Below are 17,517 nucleotides of genomic sequence, written 5' to 3'. Positions count from 1 at the left end.
GGGCGGGGGCGGACGGGGCAGCATCGGAGCATGCGCCGCGTCGTCCCTGCCGTGATGGTCCTCGCCGTACTTCTGGCGGGGTGCGCCGATGTGGAGGGACTGCAGAGCGAGGGCGACCTCGGCACGGTGCACGCCCCGAAGACCCTGTGGAAGGACATCCGTCCCGACCCGCCCGCCCCGGACCAGAAACCGGGCACGGCCGCCGTGGTCCCCGGACTGCCCAAGGTGGCCCCCCTGAGCATGCGCGGGGTGGACGCCCTGTCCGTCGTACGCGCCGACATCACCTCCGCCGCCGAGCAGGACGGCGGGACCGGCCGGCTCGTCGACCCGCGCGCCGTCCAGCGGCTCGCGCTCTGCACACAGGCTGTGGACGGCGGGCCCGACTGCCCGGTGCGCCCCGCGGTCCTGCACGACCTGACGGGCAACGGCCGGGAGGAGCTCATCACCGCCCTGGACGTCGACGGCCGGGTCAGCGAGCTGCGCGTCTACACCGTCCAGGACGACGGGAACATCGCCCGGATCCTGTCCCGGCGCGCGGTGCTGGAGGGCGTGGAGGTGGCCGCCGAGCACCTGGCGGTCCGCGAGCCCACGACGAACCCCGGCTACGTGGCCGTCTCCGACTACGTGTGGGACCCGAAGGCCGGGATCATGAACCTGTCCCAGCTCACCCTCGACGACTGCCCGGGGCTCACCCGGAACCCGTCGCGCGGGGACGGGTCGCGATGCGCGCGCTGAGCAGCCTGCGCTGGAAGATCGCACTGACCACCACCATGGTGTGCTGCATGGTCGCCGCCGCGCTGGGCATCCTGGTGCACAACGTGGTCGCCCGACAGATGGTCGGGGAGGTCCGCAAGTCCGCCGCCGGCGAGCTGGACCACGCGCTGGGCCACTACGAGTACGGCACCGCGCACGGCGACGTGAACGCCGTGTTCGACCCGCCCGGCCTTCCCAGGCGACTGCGCGAGCTCGTCGCGAGCGGCCAGACCGGCAGCATCGTCGGCGAACAGGGGGGAAAGCCCGTCATGTGGGCGGCCGGACCCGCCGACGGCAAGGCCCTCGCGGTCTGGCTGCCCTTCGGGAGCACCCGCGAACGGCTGCGGCACATCGACACCGCGATCCTCGCCTCCGCGATCCTCGCGGCCGGGCTGGTGGCACTGGCCGGCCTGTTCCTCGCCGGCCGGATCAGCCGGCGGCTCGCGGCCACGGCCGCCGTGGCCCGCCGGATCAGCGCCGGCGACCTGGACGCCCGGGTGAACCTCCATGCCGAGGGGGACGATCCGGGACCGGGCCGCTCCCGCGACGAGGTCCAGGACGTGGCGCACGCGCTGGACTCGATGGCGAGCTCGCTCCAGGGCCGGCTGGAGGCGGAGAAGCGCTTCACGGCGGATGTCGCGCACGAGCTGCGCACCCCGCTCACCGGTTCGCTGGCCGCGGCGGCGCTGCTGCCCGAGGGCCGCCCCAAGGAAATGATCAACAACCGGCTGAAGGCCCTGCACCTGCTGACCGAGGACCTGCTGGAGATCTCCCGGCTGGACTCGGGCGTCGAACGGGCCGACCTCGCCCGGGTGGAGCTCGGCCGGGCGGTGGAGCGGGCGGCCGCCGCGGTCGCCGGCGGGGGCGGGGCCGGGCCGGAGGCCGGGCCGTCCGCTTCGGTACGGGTGGTCCAGGACATGGTGGTGGTCACCGACCGGCGGCGGCTGGACCGGATCCTGGCCAACCTGCTGGTCAACGCCGGCAAGCACGGCAGGCCGCCCGTCGAGGTGACCGTGGAGGGGCCGGTGGTGGTGGTCCGCGACCACGGGCCGGGCTACCCGCCCGAGCTGATCGAGCAGGGCCCGCAGCGGTTCCGCACCGGGGACCCGGGACGCGGGCGCGGTCACGGCCTGGGACTCACGATCGTGATGGGACAGGCGGCCGTGCTGGAGATCGTGGTGGGCTTCGCCAACGCGCCCGACGGGGGCGCGGTGACGACGCTCCGCCTCCCCGTCGGCAGGGTGCCGTAGGGGAATTGACCGGCTTGAGCGGGTTCAGCGGTCCCCTAAGGGCGTGTTTCACGTGAAACACGCCCCTTGGGCCAACTGGTCCGGTCAGACGCCGATGTTGCGGCCGTCCTTGCGCCAGACGGACACGACCGCCGGGCGGACGATCTTGCCGGGGCCGTCGGGCCACACCGACTGCGGCTTCTCGACGGACGCGCCGTCGATCTCGCCCGGGTGCTGGACGGAGACCAGGACGCGCTTGTCCTGGATGAGCGGGCCGCAGGTCTCGGCGCCGCGCGGAACGGTCAGGAACTGCTTCAGCTCACCGCGGCGCTCACCGGCCGTCGCGACACCGAACAGGCCGTCGTGGGAGCCGAGCTGGTTGCCGTCCGTGGAGATCCACAGGTTGCCGTGCGGGTCGAAGGCCACGTTGTCCGGGCAGGAGATCGGGCTGACCTTGTCCTTGGGGAAGCCCGCGAAGTAGGTCGCCGGGTCGTTCGGGTCACCGGCGACCAGGAAGAGCCGCCAGGCGAAACCGTCGCCCGCCGGGTCGTCGAAGTTCTCGGCGAGCTCCAGGATCTGGCCGTGCTTGTTCAGGTTGCGCGGGTTGGCCTCGGTGGCGCCTTCCTTGCCCGGCTTGCCGCGGTCGGTGTTGTTGGTCAGCGCGATGTAGACGCGACCGGTGCGCGGGGAGGGCTCGACGTCCTCGGGGCGGTCCATCTTCGTGGCGCCCACCTTGTCGGCGGCCTGGCGCGTGAAGACGTACACCTCCTCGGCGGTCATGCCCTCGACGTGCGAGACATTGCCGGTGGCCAGCTTGATCCACACGCCGGAGCCGTCGAACTCGCCGTCGGAGGGGAGCTTGCCGGTGCCGTCGAGCTCGGCGGCCGGGGAGTCACCGGTGAGCTTGGCGACGTAGAGGGTGCCCTCGTCGAGCAGCGTGAGGTTGTGCTCCTTCGCGGCGCGCGAATTGCCCTTCTTCATCCGCTTCGACGAGACGAACTTGTAGAAGTAGTCGAAACGCTCGTCGTCGCCCATGTAGACGACCGGACGGCCGTCCTCGGTCAGGCGGGGCTGCGCGGCCTCGTGCTTGAAGCGGCCGAGCGCGGTGCGCTTGCGCGGGACCGAGTTCGGGTCGTACGGGTCCAGCTCGACGACCCAGCCGAAGCGGTGCGACTCGTTGGGCTCCTGCGCCACGTCGAAGCGCTTGTCGAACCGCTCCCACTTGCGCTCGGTGGCACCGGCGGTCACGCCGTAGCGCTTCAGGCGGGCGGCCTGGGTGGGCTCGGTGACCTGGCCGGCGTTGCCGAAGTACTGGTTGAAGTTCTCCTCGCCGTGGAGGGTGGTGCCCCACGGGGTGGTGCCGCCGGCGCAGTTGTTGAGCGTGCCGAACACCTTGGTGCCGGTGGCGTCGACGGAGGTCTTCAGCAGGCTGCTGCCCGCGGCCGGGCCCGTCAGCCTGAACTCGCTGGTGGCGGTCAGCCGGCGGTTGAGCTGGTGGCGGCTGATCGCGGTCAGCTTGCCGCTGCGGTGGTCCTCCTGGACGGCGACCACGGACAGGCCGTGCGCGGCCCAGGCGATCTCGACCTGCTCGCGGGTCGGGTTGGCCGGGTCGTACGCCTTGAACATGAGGTTCTCGTCCGTGTACTCGTGGTTGGCCACGAGCAGCTGCTGGCGCTCGTAGTCGCCGCCGAGCGGGAGGAGGCTCAGGAAGTCGTTGTTGTAGCCGAACTGACCGGCCTGCGCGGCGGCCGTCTGCTTGTCGGGGTTGAAGCCCGGGGCGCCCTTGACGATCGGGTCGCCCCAGCGGATCACCACGTTCTGCTCGTGGCCCTCGGGGATGGTGACCTTGTCGTCGGTGTTCGGCGCGACGGCCTTGAAGCGCAGACCGCGGGCGGCCTCGCCGCCCTTGCCCGCGGCGGCATCGGCGGAAGGGGTGGCGTTGGCGGTCTGCCCGGAGCCGCTGAGCGCCACGGCGGAACCGGCCGCGGTGGCGACCGTCACGACGGCGGCGGAACGCAGCATCGCGCGACGGGAGTAGGCACGGGCTATGACATCGCCGACGTACTCGTTGTCGCTTGTGTTCGGCACCTCGTGGAAGCATGCGTCGCCACAGCGGTAACGACAGGTGAGAGCGGAACGGCCGCTCCCATGCGGGTTGCCGAGGAACGGCAGAAGCTTGCGCACGAGTGTCCTCCGAGTAGCTGCGTGGGCGCCGACAACGCGTCGGTACGATCCAGCCGCGACGCTAGGCCCGGGTTGCGCCGAAGCGGCGGCGCGGGGATGAACGGTCGGTGAACCCGGCACGTCGGAGCGGCAGTTCACGGAGCGTGTGCGGGTGTGTGGGAGCCGGACGCCACGAAAGGCGCCCCTGCCGAAGATCCAGCCGGGCGGCCGATAACCTTACGTGTCCACTCTGGGCAGGGATCATCCGCGCAGCACGGACAAATGACGCACGCACACATGCGAAAGGCCTGGCCCATGGGTATTCGGAGCTTGTTGCGCAAGGTATTCGGACGGTCCGCGGAATCCGTTCCGGAGACTACGGACACCCCTTCGGCCGCTGTCCCGAACCAGGCGGAACGGACCCCTCTGGACGTCGCCGCCGAACTGGTGGCGGCGTCCTTCGACACCCCGACGGTTCCGCCGCAGTCCACCCCGCGCGACCGTGAACCGGGCACGGTCCTCACAGCCCCCGCCCCGGCGGCGGACCCGACGGTCCCGGAAGCCCGCCGTGCGCCTGCGGCGAAGCCCGGCGGAGAAACCCCCGCACCCCCGGCGCAGGAACAGCCCGAGCCGGCTGCCGCCCCCGCTGCGAAGCAGCCCGGGGCCGAGACGGAGACCCCGGCTGCCGCCGAGGCCGAGACCGCGCCGGAGGCGGAACCGGCGACTGCCGAGGCCGAAGCGCCGCAGGCGCAGGAGCCCGCGGCTGAGGCCGAGGCCGAGACTCCGGCTGCCGCCGAGGCCGCCGAGCCGAAGGCGGAGGACGCTTCCGTGGTGGAACCGGTCGCCGCTGCTGCGGAGCCGGCCGAGGCCGAGGCGCCCCAGGCGCAGGACGAGCCCGAGGCCGAGGCACCGGCCGCCGCCGAGGCGAAGCCTGAAACCGCGCCGGAGGCGGAGCCGGCAGCCGCCGAAGCCACCGCGCCGGAGGCGGACACCGCCCCCGCTGCGGAGCAGGCCGAGGCCGAGGTAGTCGAGGCCGCCGCCGAAACCACCGAGCCCGAGGCGGAGCCGACCCAGGTCGAAGCGCCGCAGGCGCAGGACGAGGTCGCCGCGGCCGCCGCCGCCGAAGCCGCCGCGCCGGAGGCGGACGCCACCCCCGCTGCGGAGCAGGCCGAGGCCGAGGCACCGGCTGCCGCCGAGGCCGCCGAGCCGGAGGCGGAGGACGCTTCCGTCGTGGAACCGGTCGCCGCCGCTGCGAAACAGCCCGAGGCCGAGGCACCGGCTGCCGCCGAGGCCGCCGTGCCGGAGGCGGACACCCCCGCCGAGGCGGAGCCCGAGACCGCGCCGGAGCCGGCAGCCGCCGAAGCCACCGCACCGGAGCCGGAGGCGCAGGACGAGCCCGGGGCCGAGGCACCGGCTGCCGCCGAGGCGGAGCCCGAGACCGCGCCCGAGGCGGAGCCGGCTGCCGCCGAAGCCACCGCGCCGGAGGCGGACGGGCAGGACGAGCCCGAGGCCGAGCAGCCCGCGGCCGGGGCGGAGGCTCCCGCGCAGGCGCTGGCCGTCGTCAAGCGGCGGGCTCCTGAGGTCGCCGGGGCCTACAAGGCCGCCGGGCAGGTGCTGCGGGGCAAGGGGAAGGCCGGGGCGCGGGCCAAGGTCTACCTCGTGCTGGACCGCTCCGGGTCGATGCGCGGGTTCTACAAGGACGGCAGCGCCCAGTACCTCGCCGACCACGCCCTCGCCCTCGCCGCGCACCTCGACGACGCGGCGACCGTGCACACCGTGTTCTTCTCCACGGACGTGGACGGCGCCGCCGACCTGACCCTCGACGGCTACGACGCCGCCTGGGTCGAGGCCCGCCACGCCGAGCTCGGCCGGATGGGCCGCACCAGCTACCACGTGGCCGTCGAGGCCGTCGTGGAGCGCTACCAGAAGGACGGCGGCGAGGGCCCGGCCCTGGTCGTCTTCCAGACCGACGGCGCCCCCGACAACCGCCAGCCCGCCCGCCAGGCCTTGGCCGACGCCGCCACCACGGCTCCGGGCATCCACTGGCAGTTCGTGGCCTTCGGCGACCACGACGCCAAGGCCTTCGACTTCCTGCGCAAGCTGGACGCCGAGAACGCCGGCTTCTTCCACGCCGGCCCCGCCCCCACCGAGCTGACCTCCGCCGCCCTCGTCAAGGGCATCCTGGAGCAGTTCTAGTACGTCGGGCGGAACACGAAGGCGGCGCCCCCCTCCGGCAAGGAGGGGGGCGCCGCCTTCGGCGTATCCGGGTCAGCCCCGCGGGGAACCGGCGTCCGGGGTGACCGCGTCGGAGACCGGCCGCTCCGCCGCCTTCGTCTCGACCGGCTTGCGCAGCGCGATGTTCAGCTCGCGCAGACGGGCCTCCTCCAGCACCGTCGGCGCGCCCATCATCAGGTCCTGCGCGTTGCCGTTCAGCGGGAAGGCGATGGTCTCGCGGATGTTCGGCTCGTCGGCCAGCAGCATCACGATGCGGTCCACGCCCGGGGCGATGCCACCGTGCGGCGGGGCGCCCAGGCGGAACGCGCGGAGCATGCCCGCGAACTCGCGCTCGACGGTCTCGGCCTCGTAACCGGCGATCTCGAAGGCCTTCAGCATGACCTCGGGCTCGTGGTTGCGGATGGCGCCGGAGGACAGCTCGATGCCGTTGCAGACGATGTCGTACTGCCAGGCCAGGATGTCCAGCGGGTCCTTCTCCTCCAGGTCCTTCATCCCGCCCTGCGGCATGGAGAAGGGGTTGTGGGAGAAGTCGATCTTGCCGGTCTCCTCGTCCTTCTCGTACATCGGGAAGTCGACGATCCAGCAGAACCGGAAGACGTTCTCCTCGAAGTGGCCGGCGCGCTTGGCCGCCTCGACGCGAACGCCGGACATGATCTTGGAGACCTCGTCGAAGTCGCCCGCGCCGAAGAACACGGCGTGGCCGGGGACCAGGCCCAGGCGCTCGGTGAGGACCTTGACGTTCTCCTCGGTGAGGAACTTGGCGATCGGGCCGGTCAGGGCACCGTCCTCGCCCACGCGCACCCAGGCCAGGCCCTTGGCGCCCAGCGAGATCGCGTACTCGCCGAGGCCGTCGAAGAACTTGCGCGGCTGCGCGGCGGTGTCCGGGACGGCCAGGGCACGCACGTGCTTGCCGGCGAACGCCTTGAACTCCGAGCCCTCGAACACGTCGGTGATGTCGACGAGCTCCAGCTTGGCGCGCAGGTCGGGCTTGTCGTTGCCGTACTTCAGCATCGACTCGCGGAACGGGATCCGCGGGAACGGCGAGGTGACCTCGCGGCCCTTGCCGAACTCGGTGAAGAGCTCGGTCATCAGGCGCTCGATCGGCTGGAAGACGTCCTCCTGCTCGACGAAGGACATCTCCACGTCGAGCTGGTAGAACTCGCCCGGCGAGCGGTCGGCGCGGGCGTCCTCGTCGCGGAAGCAGGGCGCGATCTGGAAGTAGCGGTCGAAACCGGAGATCATCAGCAGCTGCTTGAACTGCTGCGGCGCCTGCGGCAGGGCGTAGAACTTGCCCGGGTTCAGGCGGGACGGCACGACGAAGTCACGGGCGCCCTCGGGGGAGGTCGCGGTAAGGATCGGCGTCGCCATCTCGTTGAAGCCGAGGGCCACCATCTTGGAGCGGATCGACGCGATGACGGCCGAGCGCAGCATGATGTTGCGGTGCATGCGCTCGCGGCGCAGGTCGAGGAAGCGGTACTCCAGGCGCCGCTCCTCGTTCACACCGTCGTCGGTGTTGATCGTGAACGGCAGCGGGGCGGCCGCGCCGAGCACCTCGACCGAGGAGACCTCGATCTCGATCTCGCCGGTCGGCAGCTCCGGGTTGACGTTGTCGGCGCCGCGGGAGACGACCTTGCCGTCGATGCGGACGACCGTCTCCTTGGTGACGCTGCTCAGCGCCTCGTTCGCCGCGGTGCCGGGCCGGGCGACCAGCTGCGTGATGCCGTAGTGGTCGCGCAGATCGATGAAGAGGATGCCGCCCAGGTCTCGACGGTTGTGCAGCCAGCCGCTCAGCCGGACGTCGGCGGCGACGTCAGAAGCGCGGAGCTCGCCGCAGGTGTGGGACCTGTACCGATGCATCAGTCATCCAGTTCTACGCGATACCAGGGTGGATTCAACCGTCCCAAGGTTACCGTCCGGGAAGGTGGCGGGTCGGGCACTCCCTCCAGCCTGCGCAAATGCGTCCGCGGTCCGGGCGAACAGGCACGTAACGGATATGACCTGTAAAGATGGCCGGGTGCGCACCGAGGACGTTCTGGCCGCCATCGCGACCGGCCTGTGGCGATGGGACAACGCCTCCGGGACGGTCACCCTCGACAGTGAGGCCGCCCGGCTGCTCGGGCTGCCCGCCGAACCGGTGGTGCTGCCGGAGGTCGCCGTACGGTCCCGCTTCCACCCGGTGGACTGGAACGAGATCAACGGGATCGTGAACCTGGCCGTCGCAGAGGGCACCCTCGCCGAGGCCCGGCTCCGGATCATGGACGTCGACGGCCGGGTGCTGCGGACCGTGCGCAGCCGCTCCAAACCGCTGGAGAACCGGGCGCCCGACGGGACCACGGACTACGAGCTGATCGGCACCATCCAGGAGATCGCCGAGCCGCAGCCCGGCACCACGGCCGCCCACACCCCCATCACGGGCGACTGGCGGCGCTCCCGCGAGGCCTTCCTGCTGGACGCGGGGCGCGCCCTGGCGGAGGCGCGGTCCACGGCCGAGGTGCTGCGGGTCGCCGCCTCGCTGTCCATGCCCGGTTTCAGCCCGGACGGGCTGGCCGTCTTCGGCGTGGCCGGGGACCGGCTGTCGATCATCGGGCACCACGGGCACGATCCGGGGGACGAGGGCCCGTTCTCCGACATGCCGCTGGAGACGGACTACCCGGCCGCTGAGGTCGTCCGTACCGGCCGGGCGATCTACCTGCCCACCCCCGAGGACTACAAACGGCGCTTCCCGGCCGCCTGGCCGCTCGCCCAGCGCTTCGACCGGTTCTCCTGGGCCTTCCTGCCGCTGATCGTGGCCGGGCGGACCATGGGCGCCTGGATGGCCGCCTTCAAGCACCCGGCGTCCTTCTCCCCCGACGAGCGGTCCGTCCTGACGACCGTGGCCCGGATGCTGGCCCAGGCGCTCCAGCGCGCCGTGGTGGCCGAATCCGAGCGGGAACTCACCACCGGCCTGCAGCGGTCGATGATGCCGCAGCTCGGCCCGGAGATCCCCGGCATGCGGATCGCGGCCCGCTACGTCCCGACGGGCGGCGGGCTCCAGGTCGGCGGCGACTGGTACGACATGATCCCGCTGCCGTCGGGCAGGTTCGCGCTGGTCATCGGCGACGTGCAGGGCCACGACGTGCGGGCGGCCGGGCTGATGGGCCAGCTGCGGATCGCCGTACGGGCGTACGCGTCCGAGGGCCACCGGCCAGACGCGGTGCTCTCGCGCGCCTCCCGCTTCCTGGCCGGGCTGTGCTCCTCGCCGGAGTCCGGCCCGTACGGGGACGACGGCGGCCGGGACTCCGACTCCGACTCCGACTTCCAGAGCCCGCGGTTCGCGACCTGCCTGTACGTGGAGTGCGATCCGAAGACCGGCATGCTGGAGGTGGCCCGCGCCGGCCACCCCGATCCCGCGATCCGGATGGCCGACGGCACCGTCCTGATGCGCCCCACCGCCGGCGGACTGCCCCTCGGGATCGTCCTGGACACTGACTACCCCACCACCCGGTTCACCCTGGAGCCCGGCGAGACGATGATGCTCTGCACCGACGGGCTCATCGAGACCGGCGGGCACGACCTCGACACCGGCTGGGCGCGGCTGCGGGCGGTCCTGGAGTCCGACGTGCACGAGAGCGCGTACGACGAACAGGTCCCGGGAGCGCGCACCGCCGCGGCCGGACACGTCGCGCCCCCGCACCTCGAAAGACTGGCCGACCTGCTGGTCCAGGCCGTGCACGGGCCGTCCTCGCACCACACCACCGGCCCGCTCGCCGACCGCCGCGAGGACGACATAGCCGTCGTGCTGCTGTGCCGCGAGAGCGCGGACCGCGGCGCGGGCACCACGCTGCCGCACCCGGCCCGGCCCGTGCGCCGCACCGTGCTGACCGTGGCCCAGGTGGAGCCCGAACGGATCGCGGGCGTGCGCCAGCAGATCCGCGAGCTGCTGCACGACTGGGCCGACCCCGACCAGGTGGACTCGGCCGTGCTGATGGTCTCCGAGATGGTGACGAACGTACTGACGCACACCGACGGCGACGCCCTGCTGGTCGCGGAGGCGGTCGGCGAGCTCGGCGTGCGCCGGCTGCGCGTCGAGGTCGCGGACGGCAGCGACGAGCTCCCGCACAAGCGGCAGCCGGGGGAGATGTCCTCCAGCGGCCGCGGGGTGCTGCTGATGGAGATGCTGGCCGACGCGTGGGGCGTGGACCCGCGGGGCGAGGGCAAGTCGATCTGGTTCGAGCTGCACGAGCAGTCGAAGACGGACGCCGACCCGGTGTTCTGACCCGCGAGGGGCACGCGGCGGGGCGTGATTGGATGCAGCGGTGTCCGAACCCCTCCTGCCCGTGCCCGTACGGCGGCTCGCCGCCTGGTGCGGCGTCGTCCTGCTCGTCACCGCGGTCCTCGCCGTCGGCGTATGGCTGTGCACCGTCTTCGAGACCGCCGTGACGCCCGTGCTGCTGGCCGTGCTCGGTACGGCCCTGCTCGGGCCGATGCACCGGCGCCTGGTCCGCATGAAGATGAACCGCTCGCTGGCGGCCGCCCTGACCTGCCTCGCCGTGGTCGCCGTCGTCGGCGGGGCCACGTACGTCGTCGTCCTCGCGCTCATCGAGACCGGCGGCGAGATCCTCGAATCGCTGCGTCGGGCCGGCGAGATGGTCGCCGAGCACTTCGGGGCGGTGGGCACCTCGCTGGAGGACATCGCCGCGAACTCCAAGGACCTGCTCGCGAAGTTCGGCGGCACGGCCGCCTCGGGTGTGGTCTCGGGGCTCAGCGTGGTGGGCTCGATGATCGCGATGGTGCTGCTCGCGCTGGTGCTGATCTTCTTCTTCCTGCGCGACTCCGACCGGGCCGTGGTGACGCTGCGCTCGATCGTCCCGAGCCGCTCGGGCGACCTGATGGAGGCCATGGGGCGGCGCGCCTTCGAAGCCGTCGAGGGGTTCATGCGCGGGACCACGTTCGTGGCCCTGGTGGACGCCGTGCTGATCGGCGTGGGTCTGCTGATCCTCGATGTGCCGGGTGCGCTGGGGCTGGCCGCTCTGGTCTTCGTGACGGCCTACATCCCGTACCTCGGGGCGATCCTGTCGGGCGCCGTGGCCGTTCTCGTGGCCTTCGCCGACCGGGGCTGGATCATCGGCCTGTGGGCGCTGGGCCTGGTGCTGCTGGTCCAGATGATCGAGGGCTATGTACTGCAGCCCGTGGTGCAGAGCCGCACCGTGCAGATGCACCCGGCCGTGGTGATGCTGGCCATCACCGCGGGCGCGAGCGTCGCCGGGATCCTGGGGATGCTGCTGGCGGTGCCGATGACCGCCGCCGTCTTCGGGGTGATCTCGGAACTGCGGGCCCGGTACGCCGACGGTGCGGCGCCCGGGTCCTAGCAGGCGGGAGCAGAGCCGGTTCGTGACGCTGCGTCACTCGTGGCGGTCCGCTGCAGCAGCTCGTGGAGTCGGCCGGGCCCTGCGGGCGAACACCGTTGTCAGACCCTCTTGTTACTGTCACGAACCTCGCGAACCCGAAACGATCGAGGGTGGTCTTGATGAGCGGCAACGACGTGCGGCAATTCGGCATCCACGCCTACGACCGGTGGACGGCGATGTGGAACGGTGATCTGGACCTTGCCGCGAAGATCATGGCGCCGGAATTCGTCCTGCGTTATGCCCAGGCAGGCACCGAAGCCTTCGACGATGTCCGCACTCCGCAGCAGCTCGCCGACATCATCGCGGCCTGGCATCGGGAGCGCCGTGGGCTTCGCTTCGTGGCCGAGGGCGCGCCGGTCGTGGACCTCGCACTTGTCGACGGCGCACCGACCGGCCTGGTCGCCCGCCCCTATCTCGCTTCCGTCACGGGCGAAGACGCCCGAACCGTCGCCAGGAGCGGGACCGACACCCTGCGGATCACCAACGGTTTGATCAGCGAGGTGTGGTCCGTCTCCTCCGGCTCCGCCGGCCGGACCTTCTACCGCTAGTGCTGTGACCGCAGGTCCCCGGGTGGAGGGGCGCCCGAGTACTAGACCTACTCGGGCGTTCCGACGGCCCGGCGGAGCTCCGGGTCAGTCCTGGTCGGCCCCACCCGTGCCGCGGTGGCCGAGGCCGGTGCGCGCGGTGGTGGGGATGCGGCCCAGCCGGCCCGCCTGGAAGTCGTCGAAGGCCTGCTGCAGCTCGTGCTTGCTGTTCATCACGAACGGCCCGTAGTGCGCCATCGGCTCCCGGATCGGACGTCCGCCGAGGAGCACGACCTCCAGGTCCGGGGCGTTGGAGTCCTGGGACGCGTCCGCCCGCACCGTGAGCGAGCCGCCCTCGCCGAAGACGGCCGTCTGCCCCGTCTGCACGGGCCGGCGGTCCTCACCGACGGACCCGCGCCCGGCCATGACGTACGCCAGGGCGTTGAAGTCCTCGCGCCACGGCAGGGTGATCTGCGCGCCCGGCGACACGGTCGTGTGGATCATCGTGATCGGGGTGTGGGTGATGCCCGGGCCCTGGTGGCCGTCCAGCTCACCGGCGATGACGCGGAGCAGGGAGCCGCCGTCCGGGGTGGTCAGCAGCTGGACCTGGCCGCCGCCGATGTCCTGGTAGCGCGGGGGCATCATCTTGTCGGAGGCCGGGAGGTTCACCCACAGCTGGAGGCCGTGGAACAGCCCGCCGGACACGACGAGGGACTCCGGCGGGGCCTCGATGTGCAGGAGGCCCGAACCGGCGGTCATCCACTGGGTGTCGCCGCCGTTGATGACGCCGCCGCCGCCGTTGCTGTCCTGGTGGACGAAGGTTCCGTCGATCAGGTACGTGACGGTCTCGAAGCCGCGGTGCGGGTGCCAGGGCGTGCCCTTGGGCTCACCGGGCGCGTACTCCACCTCACCCATCTGGTCCATCATGATGAACGGGTCGAGGTACTGGTAGTTGATCCCGGCGAACGCGCGGCGCACCGGGAATCCCTCACCCTCGAACCCACCGGGAGCGGAGACGACGGCCAGCACCTTGCGCGGGACGGCGGCCTGCGGCTCGGCCACGCGCGGAAGGGTCAACGGGTTCTCAACAGTCACTGCGGGCATGGTCAGGACCTCCTTCTGCGTCGAGTTTAGTTGAAACTCGAACTTTCTGCCACACCCCGCAAACGGAGAAGGCCCCGGAGGAAATTCCCCCGGGGCCTTCGGGTCAGACCACTACCTGCCGAGCTGGTCCGACTAGTACCTGCTGAGCTTGATCGAGTTCATCGGGGAGAGGTTCTCCTGCCAGGTGGTGCCGGGCGGCTGGACGTACGAGTCGCAGTTGCTCCCGTAGGAGTCGTAGCAGAGGCGGTCGACCCAGCCGTCGGTCTGGTTGTTGACGATGAAGTGCGTCCCCTCCTGGTTGTAGAGCCTGTAGACGCCCTCCCAGTACACGTTGGACGGCCGGTCGTTGTTCCAGCCGGCGTCCCGCGGGTAGATGCAGACGGCGCCGGACGGGCAGCCGTGCCAGGTGCCCGCGGCATGCGCGGGCGACGCCGCCAGGACCCCCGTACCCAACGCCATGACCCCGGCCGCCGCCAGAGCGGCGATCTTCGTGCGGACCGTCGTATCCCTCATTGCTGTCTCCTCTTCCGAAGGTGCGGGGCCCCCGTGGTTTCCCCCGCGGCACTGATGTTCCGGCGCGGCGCGGGTGCGCCGCGATGGTTTCGTTCCTGACCGAAAGGACCGGGCGCGGCGACGGCTAACAGACGATGCCGGTGAGCGCCGCGTTCTCGTTGCCCGAGATCTTGTGCCAGCCGGCGCCCCACACCACGGGGTGGTTGTAGACCACGCCGAACACCACTCCGGTCGCCACGCATCCGCCCGGGATGTACACGCCGTCGACGTCGATCCGGCTGGCGTTGCCGCCCAGGGAGGTGCCGGACGGCACCCAGCGCTCCCAGCGCCAGCGCGCTTCGTCGGAGGACCCGTCCCCCCATTCCAGCGTGGCGCTGAGACCGATCGCGGTCGAATTCGTCAGCCTCCCGCAATTCCAGGAGCAGGACTGACCCGTGGCGCCATCGGCGGCCGCTGCGGCGGGCGAAATTCCCGCCATGAAAAGGGCGGCGACGGCGGCGGCCGTGACCGTCAGAGATTTCGCCGGGCGGCGCATACCGAGCAGAGACATGTCTCTCATTCCTCCGTTGTGGCCTTTTGTCCGCGGCGGTTCCCGACCCCCGCTGCGACACAGCCTGCGAGAGTGCCCTGCGGTGCGGCAACGGATTGGACTAATCTGGGATGCGGGGATGGAACATCCACTCTGACCTGCGGAGATTCCGCGCTCTGGGACGGATGTCCCGCGCGGAGGGGGGATCTTTCGTGAGCGTTTCCGTCGAGGGGAAGACGGAGGGCGAGCCATCGGACGGCGATCGCCCCGCACAGCACAGACAGCAATTCGCGGATCTGTTGACCGACCTGAAGGACCGCCGCGGCCACAGCTACGAAACATTGGCCCGAAAGGCCCATATGAGCCGCTCTTCCGTGCACCGCTATTGCCGGGGAATCGTCATTCCCGTGGAGTTCGGAACGGCAGAGAGAATCGCCCGGATATGCGGCGCGACCCCGCGCGAGCTGGCCGCCCTCTACCGCTGCTGGGCGGCGGCCTCCGCACCCGGCCCGGACGCGGAGGACCCGTTACCCCCGTCCGCGGCGGAGCCGGGGACGGGGCAGGCCGTCGAGGCCGCGGAGGCGGGGACGGCGGCGGAAGAGAGGCCGCGGGCAGCGGCAGGGCCCCAGGAGGCGGGCCCGGTCCCGGCCGGCGCGCGTACGGTGTCACGGCCCCGCGGCGGCGCCCGGCTGGCCCTCGCCTCCGTGGCCTTCATCCTGCTGTGCGTGGCCTCGCTGAGCGGCTCCGCGCCCGCCGCGACCCGGTGGGCCCCGACCCGCCCCCTCGCCACCGACGGCGCCGGGCCGGCCTCCGGGGCCGGGTCCGGGGCCGCGGTGCCGTCCTGGGCCCAGGCCCCGACCCCGGTGTCCGACGGCCTGTTCGGCATGACCCTCAACTCCAACACCGGCGCCATGCCCACCTTCCAGGTGGACACCGTCCGGCTCTGGGACACCCGTACGAGATGGGCGAACATCCAGCCGCGGCGCGGCGTCTACGACTGGTCCGTCCTCGACCGGCTCGTCACGGCCGCGAACCAGGCCGGCCTGCCCGTGGTCTTCACCATGGGCGGCACCCCCGACTGGGCGAGCCCGCACGGCCCCCGCGCCGCGTACGACGACGGCTCCCGCACGAGCCCGCCCGACGATCCGGCCGACTGGAAGGCGTTCGTCACCGCCGTGGCCGACCGCTACCGGGGCCGCATCGACGCGTACGAGCTGTGGGTCATGGGCAACGACACGCGCTACTTCAGCGGAAGCCTGGAGACCCTGGCCGAGATGACCCGCACCGCGAAGGCCGTGCTCGACGCCGTGGACCCGGACGCGACCGTCGTCTGCCCGTCCATGGGCCGGCTCTGGGAGCCGGACGCCCTGCGCGCGCTGGAACGGTTCGCCGAGCTCCGCGCCTACGACTCCTGCGACGTCGCAGGAGTCAAGCTGTACCAGCGCAGCGCCTCGGACCCGCCCGAGCAGTTGCACGGCATGATCCAGGAGATCGACCGCGCCTTCCACCGGGGCGGCGCGCACCCCCGGCTGTGGAGCACCGGCGCCTCGTACGAGATCGCCCTGCAGAAGCCGCTGGACGAGGCCACCGCATCGGCCCACGCCGTCCGCTTCTTCCTCGTCGGCCTCTACGCCCGCTACCCGCGCATGTACTACTACAACTGGGGCGGCACCAAGGTCCCGATCGTGATGCAGCCCGAGGGGCAGCCGCCGACCCGGGCCGCCCTGGACGTCGAGGAGCTGCGCCGCTGGGTGCACGGGACGCGGATCCACTCGTGCGGGAACGGGGTGGCGGCCGGGCTGCCGGTCGGCGTCTGGCAGTGCCGCTTCGACCGGGACGGCGCCGAGCAGGTGATCGTCTGGCACGAGACGGGCACCGCCCGCATCCCGGCGCCCCGGAAGACCGGCGCCGTGCGCCGACTCGACGGGACCGTGTCGGCCCTCCCCTCCGACCGGACGGTCGAGGTCACGACGACGCCGGTCCTGCTCACCCCGGCGCCCTGAGCCCGGAAAGTCCGGGCAGCCCGGAAAGTCCGGGCAGCCCGGGAAGCCCGGGAGGCCCCGGCAGCCCCATGGGCCTCAGCCGCCGCTGTGGAGCAGGTCCACGCCCAGGCCCGTCACCGAGTGCAGGACCGCCTTGCCGTCGCGCTCCGTGGTGATCAGGCCGGCCGCGCGCAGGGTGCGGGCGTGTTCGGAGGCCGAGGGGAGGCTGATGTCGAGGTCCCGGGCCAGCTCGCTCGTCGTGCGCTGCTCGATCAGCGACTGGAGCACGGCCGCCCGGGTCCGGCCCAGCAGGGCGTCCAGCGCCCCCTGCGCCGGGCCCGGGCCGACCAGGGGCAGGGGCGTCAGCGCCGGGTAGAGCAGCACGCACCTGCCGTCCGGGCCGTCCGGGCCCTCGGCGAGCAGCGGTCGGCCCGTCCAGAACGGCGAGGGCATCAGCAGCAGGCCGCGCCCACCGAGGCGGACCTCGTAGTGCGGCGGGCCGTCCACCTCCAGCACCGTGCCCGCCCAGGCGGCCAGCGGATGCGTGCCGGCCAGGCACGCCTTGATGCCGTGGGCGGCCAGCAGCCGGCTGCGCCAGGCCACGTCCGCCTGGAACGACTGCCGGATCCGCGGCCAGTGCGGGGCGACGACCACCTCGTGGGCGGACCGCAGCGCGCCGCCGAGCTGGTCCCACGCCTCGCGGTCCTGGGCCCACAGGGCGCGCAGCCAGGACGCGGAGCCGGGGGCCCGGGCGGCGACGCGGTGCAGCTCGCCGGGGGTCAGGAGCGGGCCGGCGTCCCGTACGACGGCCAGCCCCTCCTCCAGGGTGCGCGCGTACGGCTCGACGAACTGGGGGTTGTCGCCGTCGGGGCGCAGGAGGTCGAGCAGCGGGCGGGCGCGGCCGGGCAGCTCCCGGCCGACACGGTTGCGCCAGCGGCCGAAAACCGCCTGTTCGTCGGTGCGCTGCCAGGCGACCATCGCCATGCCCAGCTCCACCAGAGGCAGCGGCTCGCTCGCGAAGGCGACGTTGAGCAGGTCCTCCGCCGTGAAATGCACGCGCAGCACGATCCGCCCCCCGTCAGGCGTCAGCCGGTACGT

General features: G+C 72.2%; 13 protein-coding genes. 7 read left to right on the top strand and 6 right to left on the bottom strand.

Annotation, left to right across the window (positions count from 1 at the left end):
- The first annotated feature begins 30 nt into the window (after positions 1-30).
- Positions 31-735 carry a hypothetical protein gene (locus tag ACFY04_RS05885; protein WP_389114382.1) on the top strand — a complete coding sequence of 235 codons (705 nt, stop codon included), beginning with the start codon at positions 31-33 and terminating at the stop codon, positions 733-735.
- Positions 723-2,003, top strand: a complete 1,281-nt coding sequence (locus ACFY04_RS05880) for an ATP-binding protein (RefSeq protein WP_389114381.1) — start codon at positions 723-725, stop codon at positions 2,001-2,003. The genes ACFY04_RS05885 and ACFY04_RS05880 overlap by 13 nt, the downstream gene beginning before the upstream one ends.
- Before the next feature lie 84 nt (positions 2,004-2,087).
- Here ACFY04_RS05880 and ACFY04_RS05875 read toward each other — a convergent pair whose 3' ends face one another.
- On the bottom strand, positions 2,088-4,166 hold the full coding sequence (locus ACFY04_RS05875; protein ID WP_389114380.1) for a PhoX family protein: 2,079 nt from the start codon (positions 4,164-4,166) through the stop codon (positions 2,088-2,090).
- A gap of 309 nt (positions 4,167-4,475) precedes the next feature.
- On the opposite strand from ACFY04_RS05875, the gene ACFY04_RS05870 reads away from it, so the two are divergent.
- Positions 4,476-6,341 (top strand): VWA domain-containing protein, encoded by a 1,866-nt coding sequence (locus ACFY04_RS05870; RefSeq protein ID WP_389114379.1) that lies wholly within the window; start codon positions 4,476-4,478, stop codon positions 6,339-6,341.
- Positions 6,342-6,413: 72 nt separating this feature from the next.
- On the opposite strand, the gene aspS is transcribed toward ACFY04_RS05870, so the two are convergent.
- Complete coding sequence (gene aspS, locus ACFY04_RS05865) at positions 6,414-8,237, bottom strand: aspartate--tRNA ligase (protein WP_373037285.1); 1,824 nt, start codon at positions 8,235-8,237, stop codon at positions 6,414-6,416.
- A gap of 157 nt (positions 8,238-8,394) precedes the next feature.
- Between aspS and ACFY04_RS05860 the strand changes: the two genes are divergently transcribed.
- From ACFY04_RS05860 to ACFY04_RS05850, 3 genes are all read left to right on the top strand, one after another.
- Entirely contained in the window at positions 8,395-10,635 is a 2,241-nt protein-coding gene (locus ACFY04_RS05860; protein ID WP_389114378.1) for a SpoIIE family protein phosphatase, read from the top strand.
- Between the two features lie 40 nt (positions 10,636-10,675).
- Positions 10,676-11,728, top strand: coding sequence for an AI-2E family transporter (locus tag ACFY04_RS05855; protein WP_389114377.1), 1,053 nt, complete (start codon positions 10,676-10,678; stop codon positions 11,726-11,728).
- 158 nt (positions 11,729-11,886) lie between these two features.
- A complete protein-coding gene (locus ACFY04_RS05850) occupies positions 11,887-12,315 on the top strand; it encodes a hypothetical protein (RefSeq protein ID WP_389114376.1) in 429 nt (142 codons plus the stop codon).
- Positions 12,316-12,399: 84 nt separating this feature from the next.
- Here the strand turns inward: ACFY04_RS05850 and ACFY04_RS05845 are convergent, their stop codons facing one another.
- The 3 genes from ACFY04_RS05845 to ACFY04_RS05835 all read right to left on the bottom strand — a co-directional run bounded on the left by ACFY04_RS05845 (position 12,400) and on the right by ACFY04_RS05835 (position 14,458).
- Positions 12,400-13,395 (bottom strand): pirin family protein, encoded by a 996-nt coding sequence (locus ACFY04_RS05845; RefSeq protein ID WP_389114375.1) that lies wholly within the window; start codon positions 13,393-13,395, stop codon positions 12,400-12,402.
- Between the two features lie 132 nt (positions 13,396-13,527).
- Complete coding sequence (locus ACFY04_RS05840) at positions 13,528-13,908, bottom strand: hypothetical protein (protein WP_389114374.1); 381 nt, start codon at positions 13,906-13,908, stop codon at positions 13,528-13,530.
- 124 nt (positions 13,909-14,032) lie between these two features.
- Positions 14,033-14,458, bottom strand: coding sequence for a hypothetical protein (locus ACFY04_RS05835; protein WP_389114373.1), 426 nt, complete (start codon positions 14,456-14,458; stop codon positions 14,033-14,035).
- 191 nt (positions 14,459-14,649) lie between these two features.
- Here ACFY04_RS05835 and ACFY04_RS05830 point away from each other — a divergent pair, with 191 nt between their 5' ends.
- On the top strand, positions 14,650-16,440 hold the full coding sequence (locus tag ACFY04_RS05830) for a helix-turn-helix domain-containing protein (RefSeq protein WP_389114372.1): 1,791 nt from the start codon (positions 14,650-14,652) through the stop codon (positions 16,438-16,440).
- Between the two features lie 75 nt (positions 16,441-16,515).
- Here the strand turns inward: ACFY04_RS05830 and ACFY04_RS05825 are convergent, their stop codons facing one another.
- Positions 16,516-17,475: a helix-turn-helix domain-containing protein gene (locus tag ACFY04_RS05825; RefSeq protein WP_389114371.1), complete on the bottom strand. Its 960-nt coding sequence runs from the start codon at positions 17,473-17,475 to the stop codon at positions 16,516-16,518.
- Positions 17,476-17,517 lie beyond the last annotated feature (42 nt).

The organism is Streptomyces sp. NPDC001549, from assembly GCF_042894025.1.
Lineage (GTDB): Bacteria > Actinomycetota > Actinomycetes > Streptomycetales > Streptomycetaceae > Streptomyces > Streptomyces kutzneri.
Note: the sequence above shows the minus strand (reverse complement) of the source record. Positions and strands in the feature narration are given on the sequence as shown.

Excerpts from the sequence above, each read along its gene's own strand:
- ACFY04_RS05840 (WP_389114374.1), bottom strand. The coding sequence starts at position 13,908 with ATGAGGGATACGACGGTCCGCACGAAGATCGCCGCTCTGGCGGCGGCC.
- ACFY04_RS05835 (WP_389114373.1), bottom strand. The coding sequence starts at position 14,458 with ATGTCTCTGCTCGGTATGCGCCGCCCGGCGAAATCTCTGACGGTCACG.
- ACFY04_RS05885 (WP_389114382.1), top strand. The coding sequence starts at position 31 with ATGCGCCGCGTCGTCCCTGCCGTGATGGTCCTCGCCGTACTTCTGGCG.
- ACFY04_RS05880 (WP_389114381.1), top strand. The coding sequence starts at position 723 with ATGCGCGCGCTGAGCAGCCTGCGCTGGAAGATCGCACTGACCACCACC.
- ACFY04_RS05845 (WP_389114375.1), bottom strand. The coding sequence starts at position 13,395 with ATGCCCGCAGTGACTGTTGAGAACCCGTTGACCCTTCCGCGCGTGGCC.
- ACFY04_RS05850 (WP_389114376.1), top strand. The coding sequence starts at position 11,887 with ATGAGCGGCAACGACGTGCGGCAATTCGGCATCCACGCCTACGACCGG.
- aspS (WP_373037285.1), bottom strand. The coding sequence starts at position 8,237 with ATGCATCGGTACAGGTCCCACACCTGCGGCGAGCTCCGCGCTTCTGAC.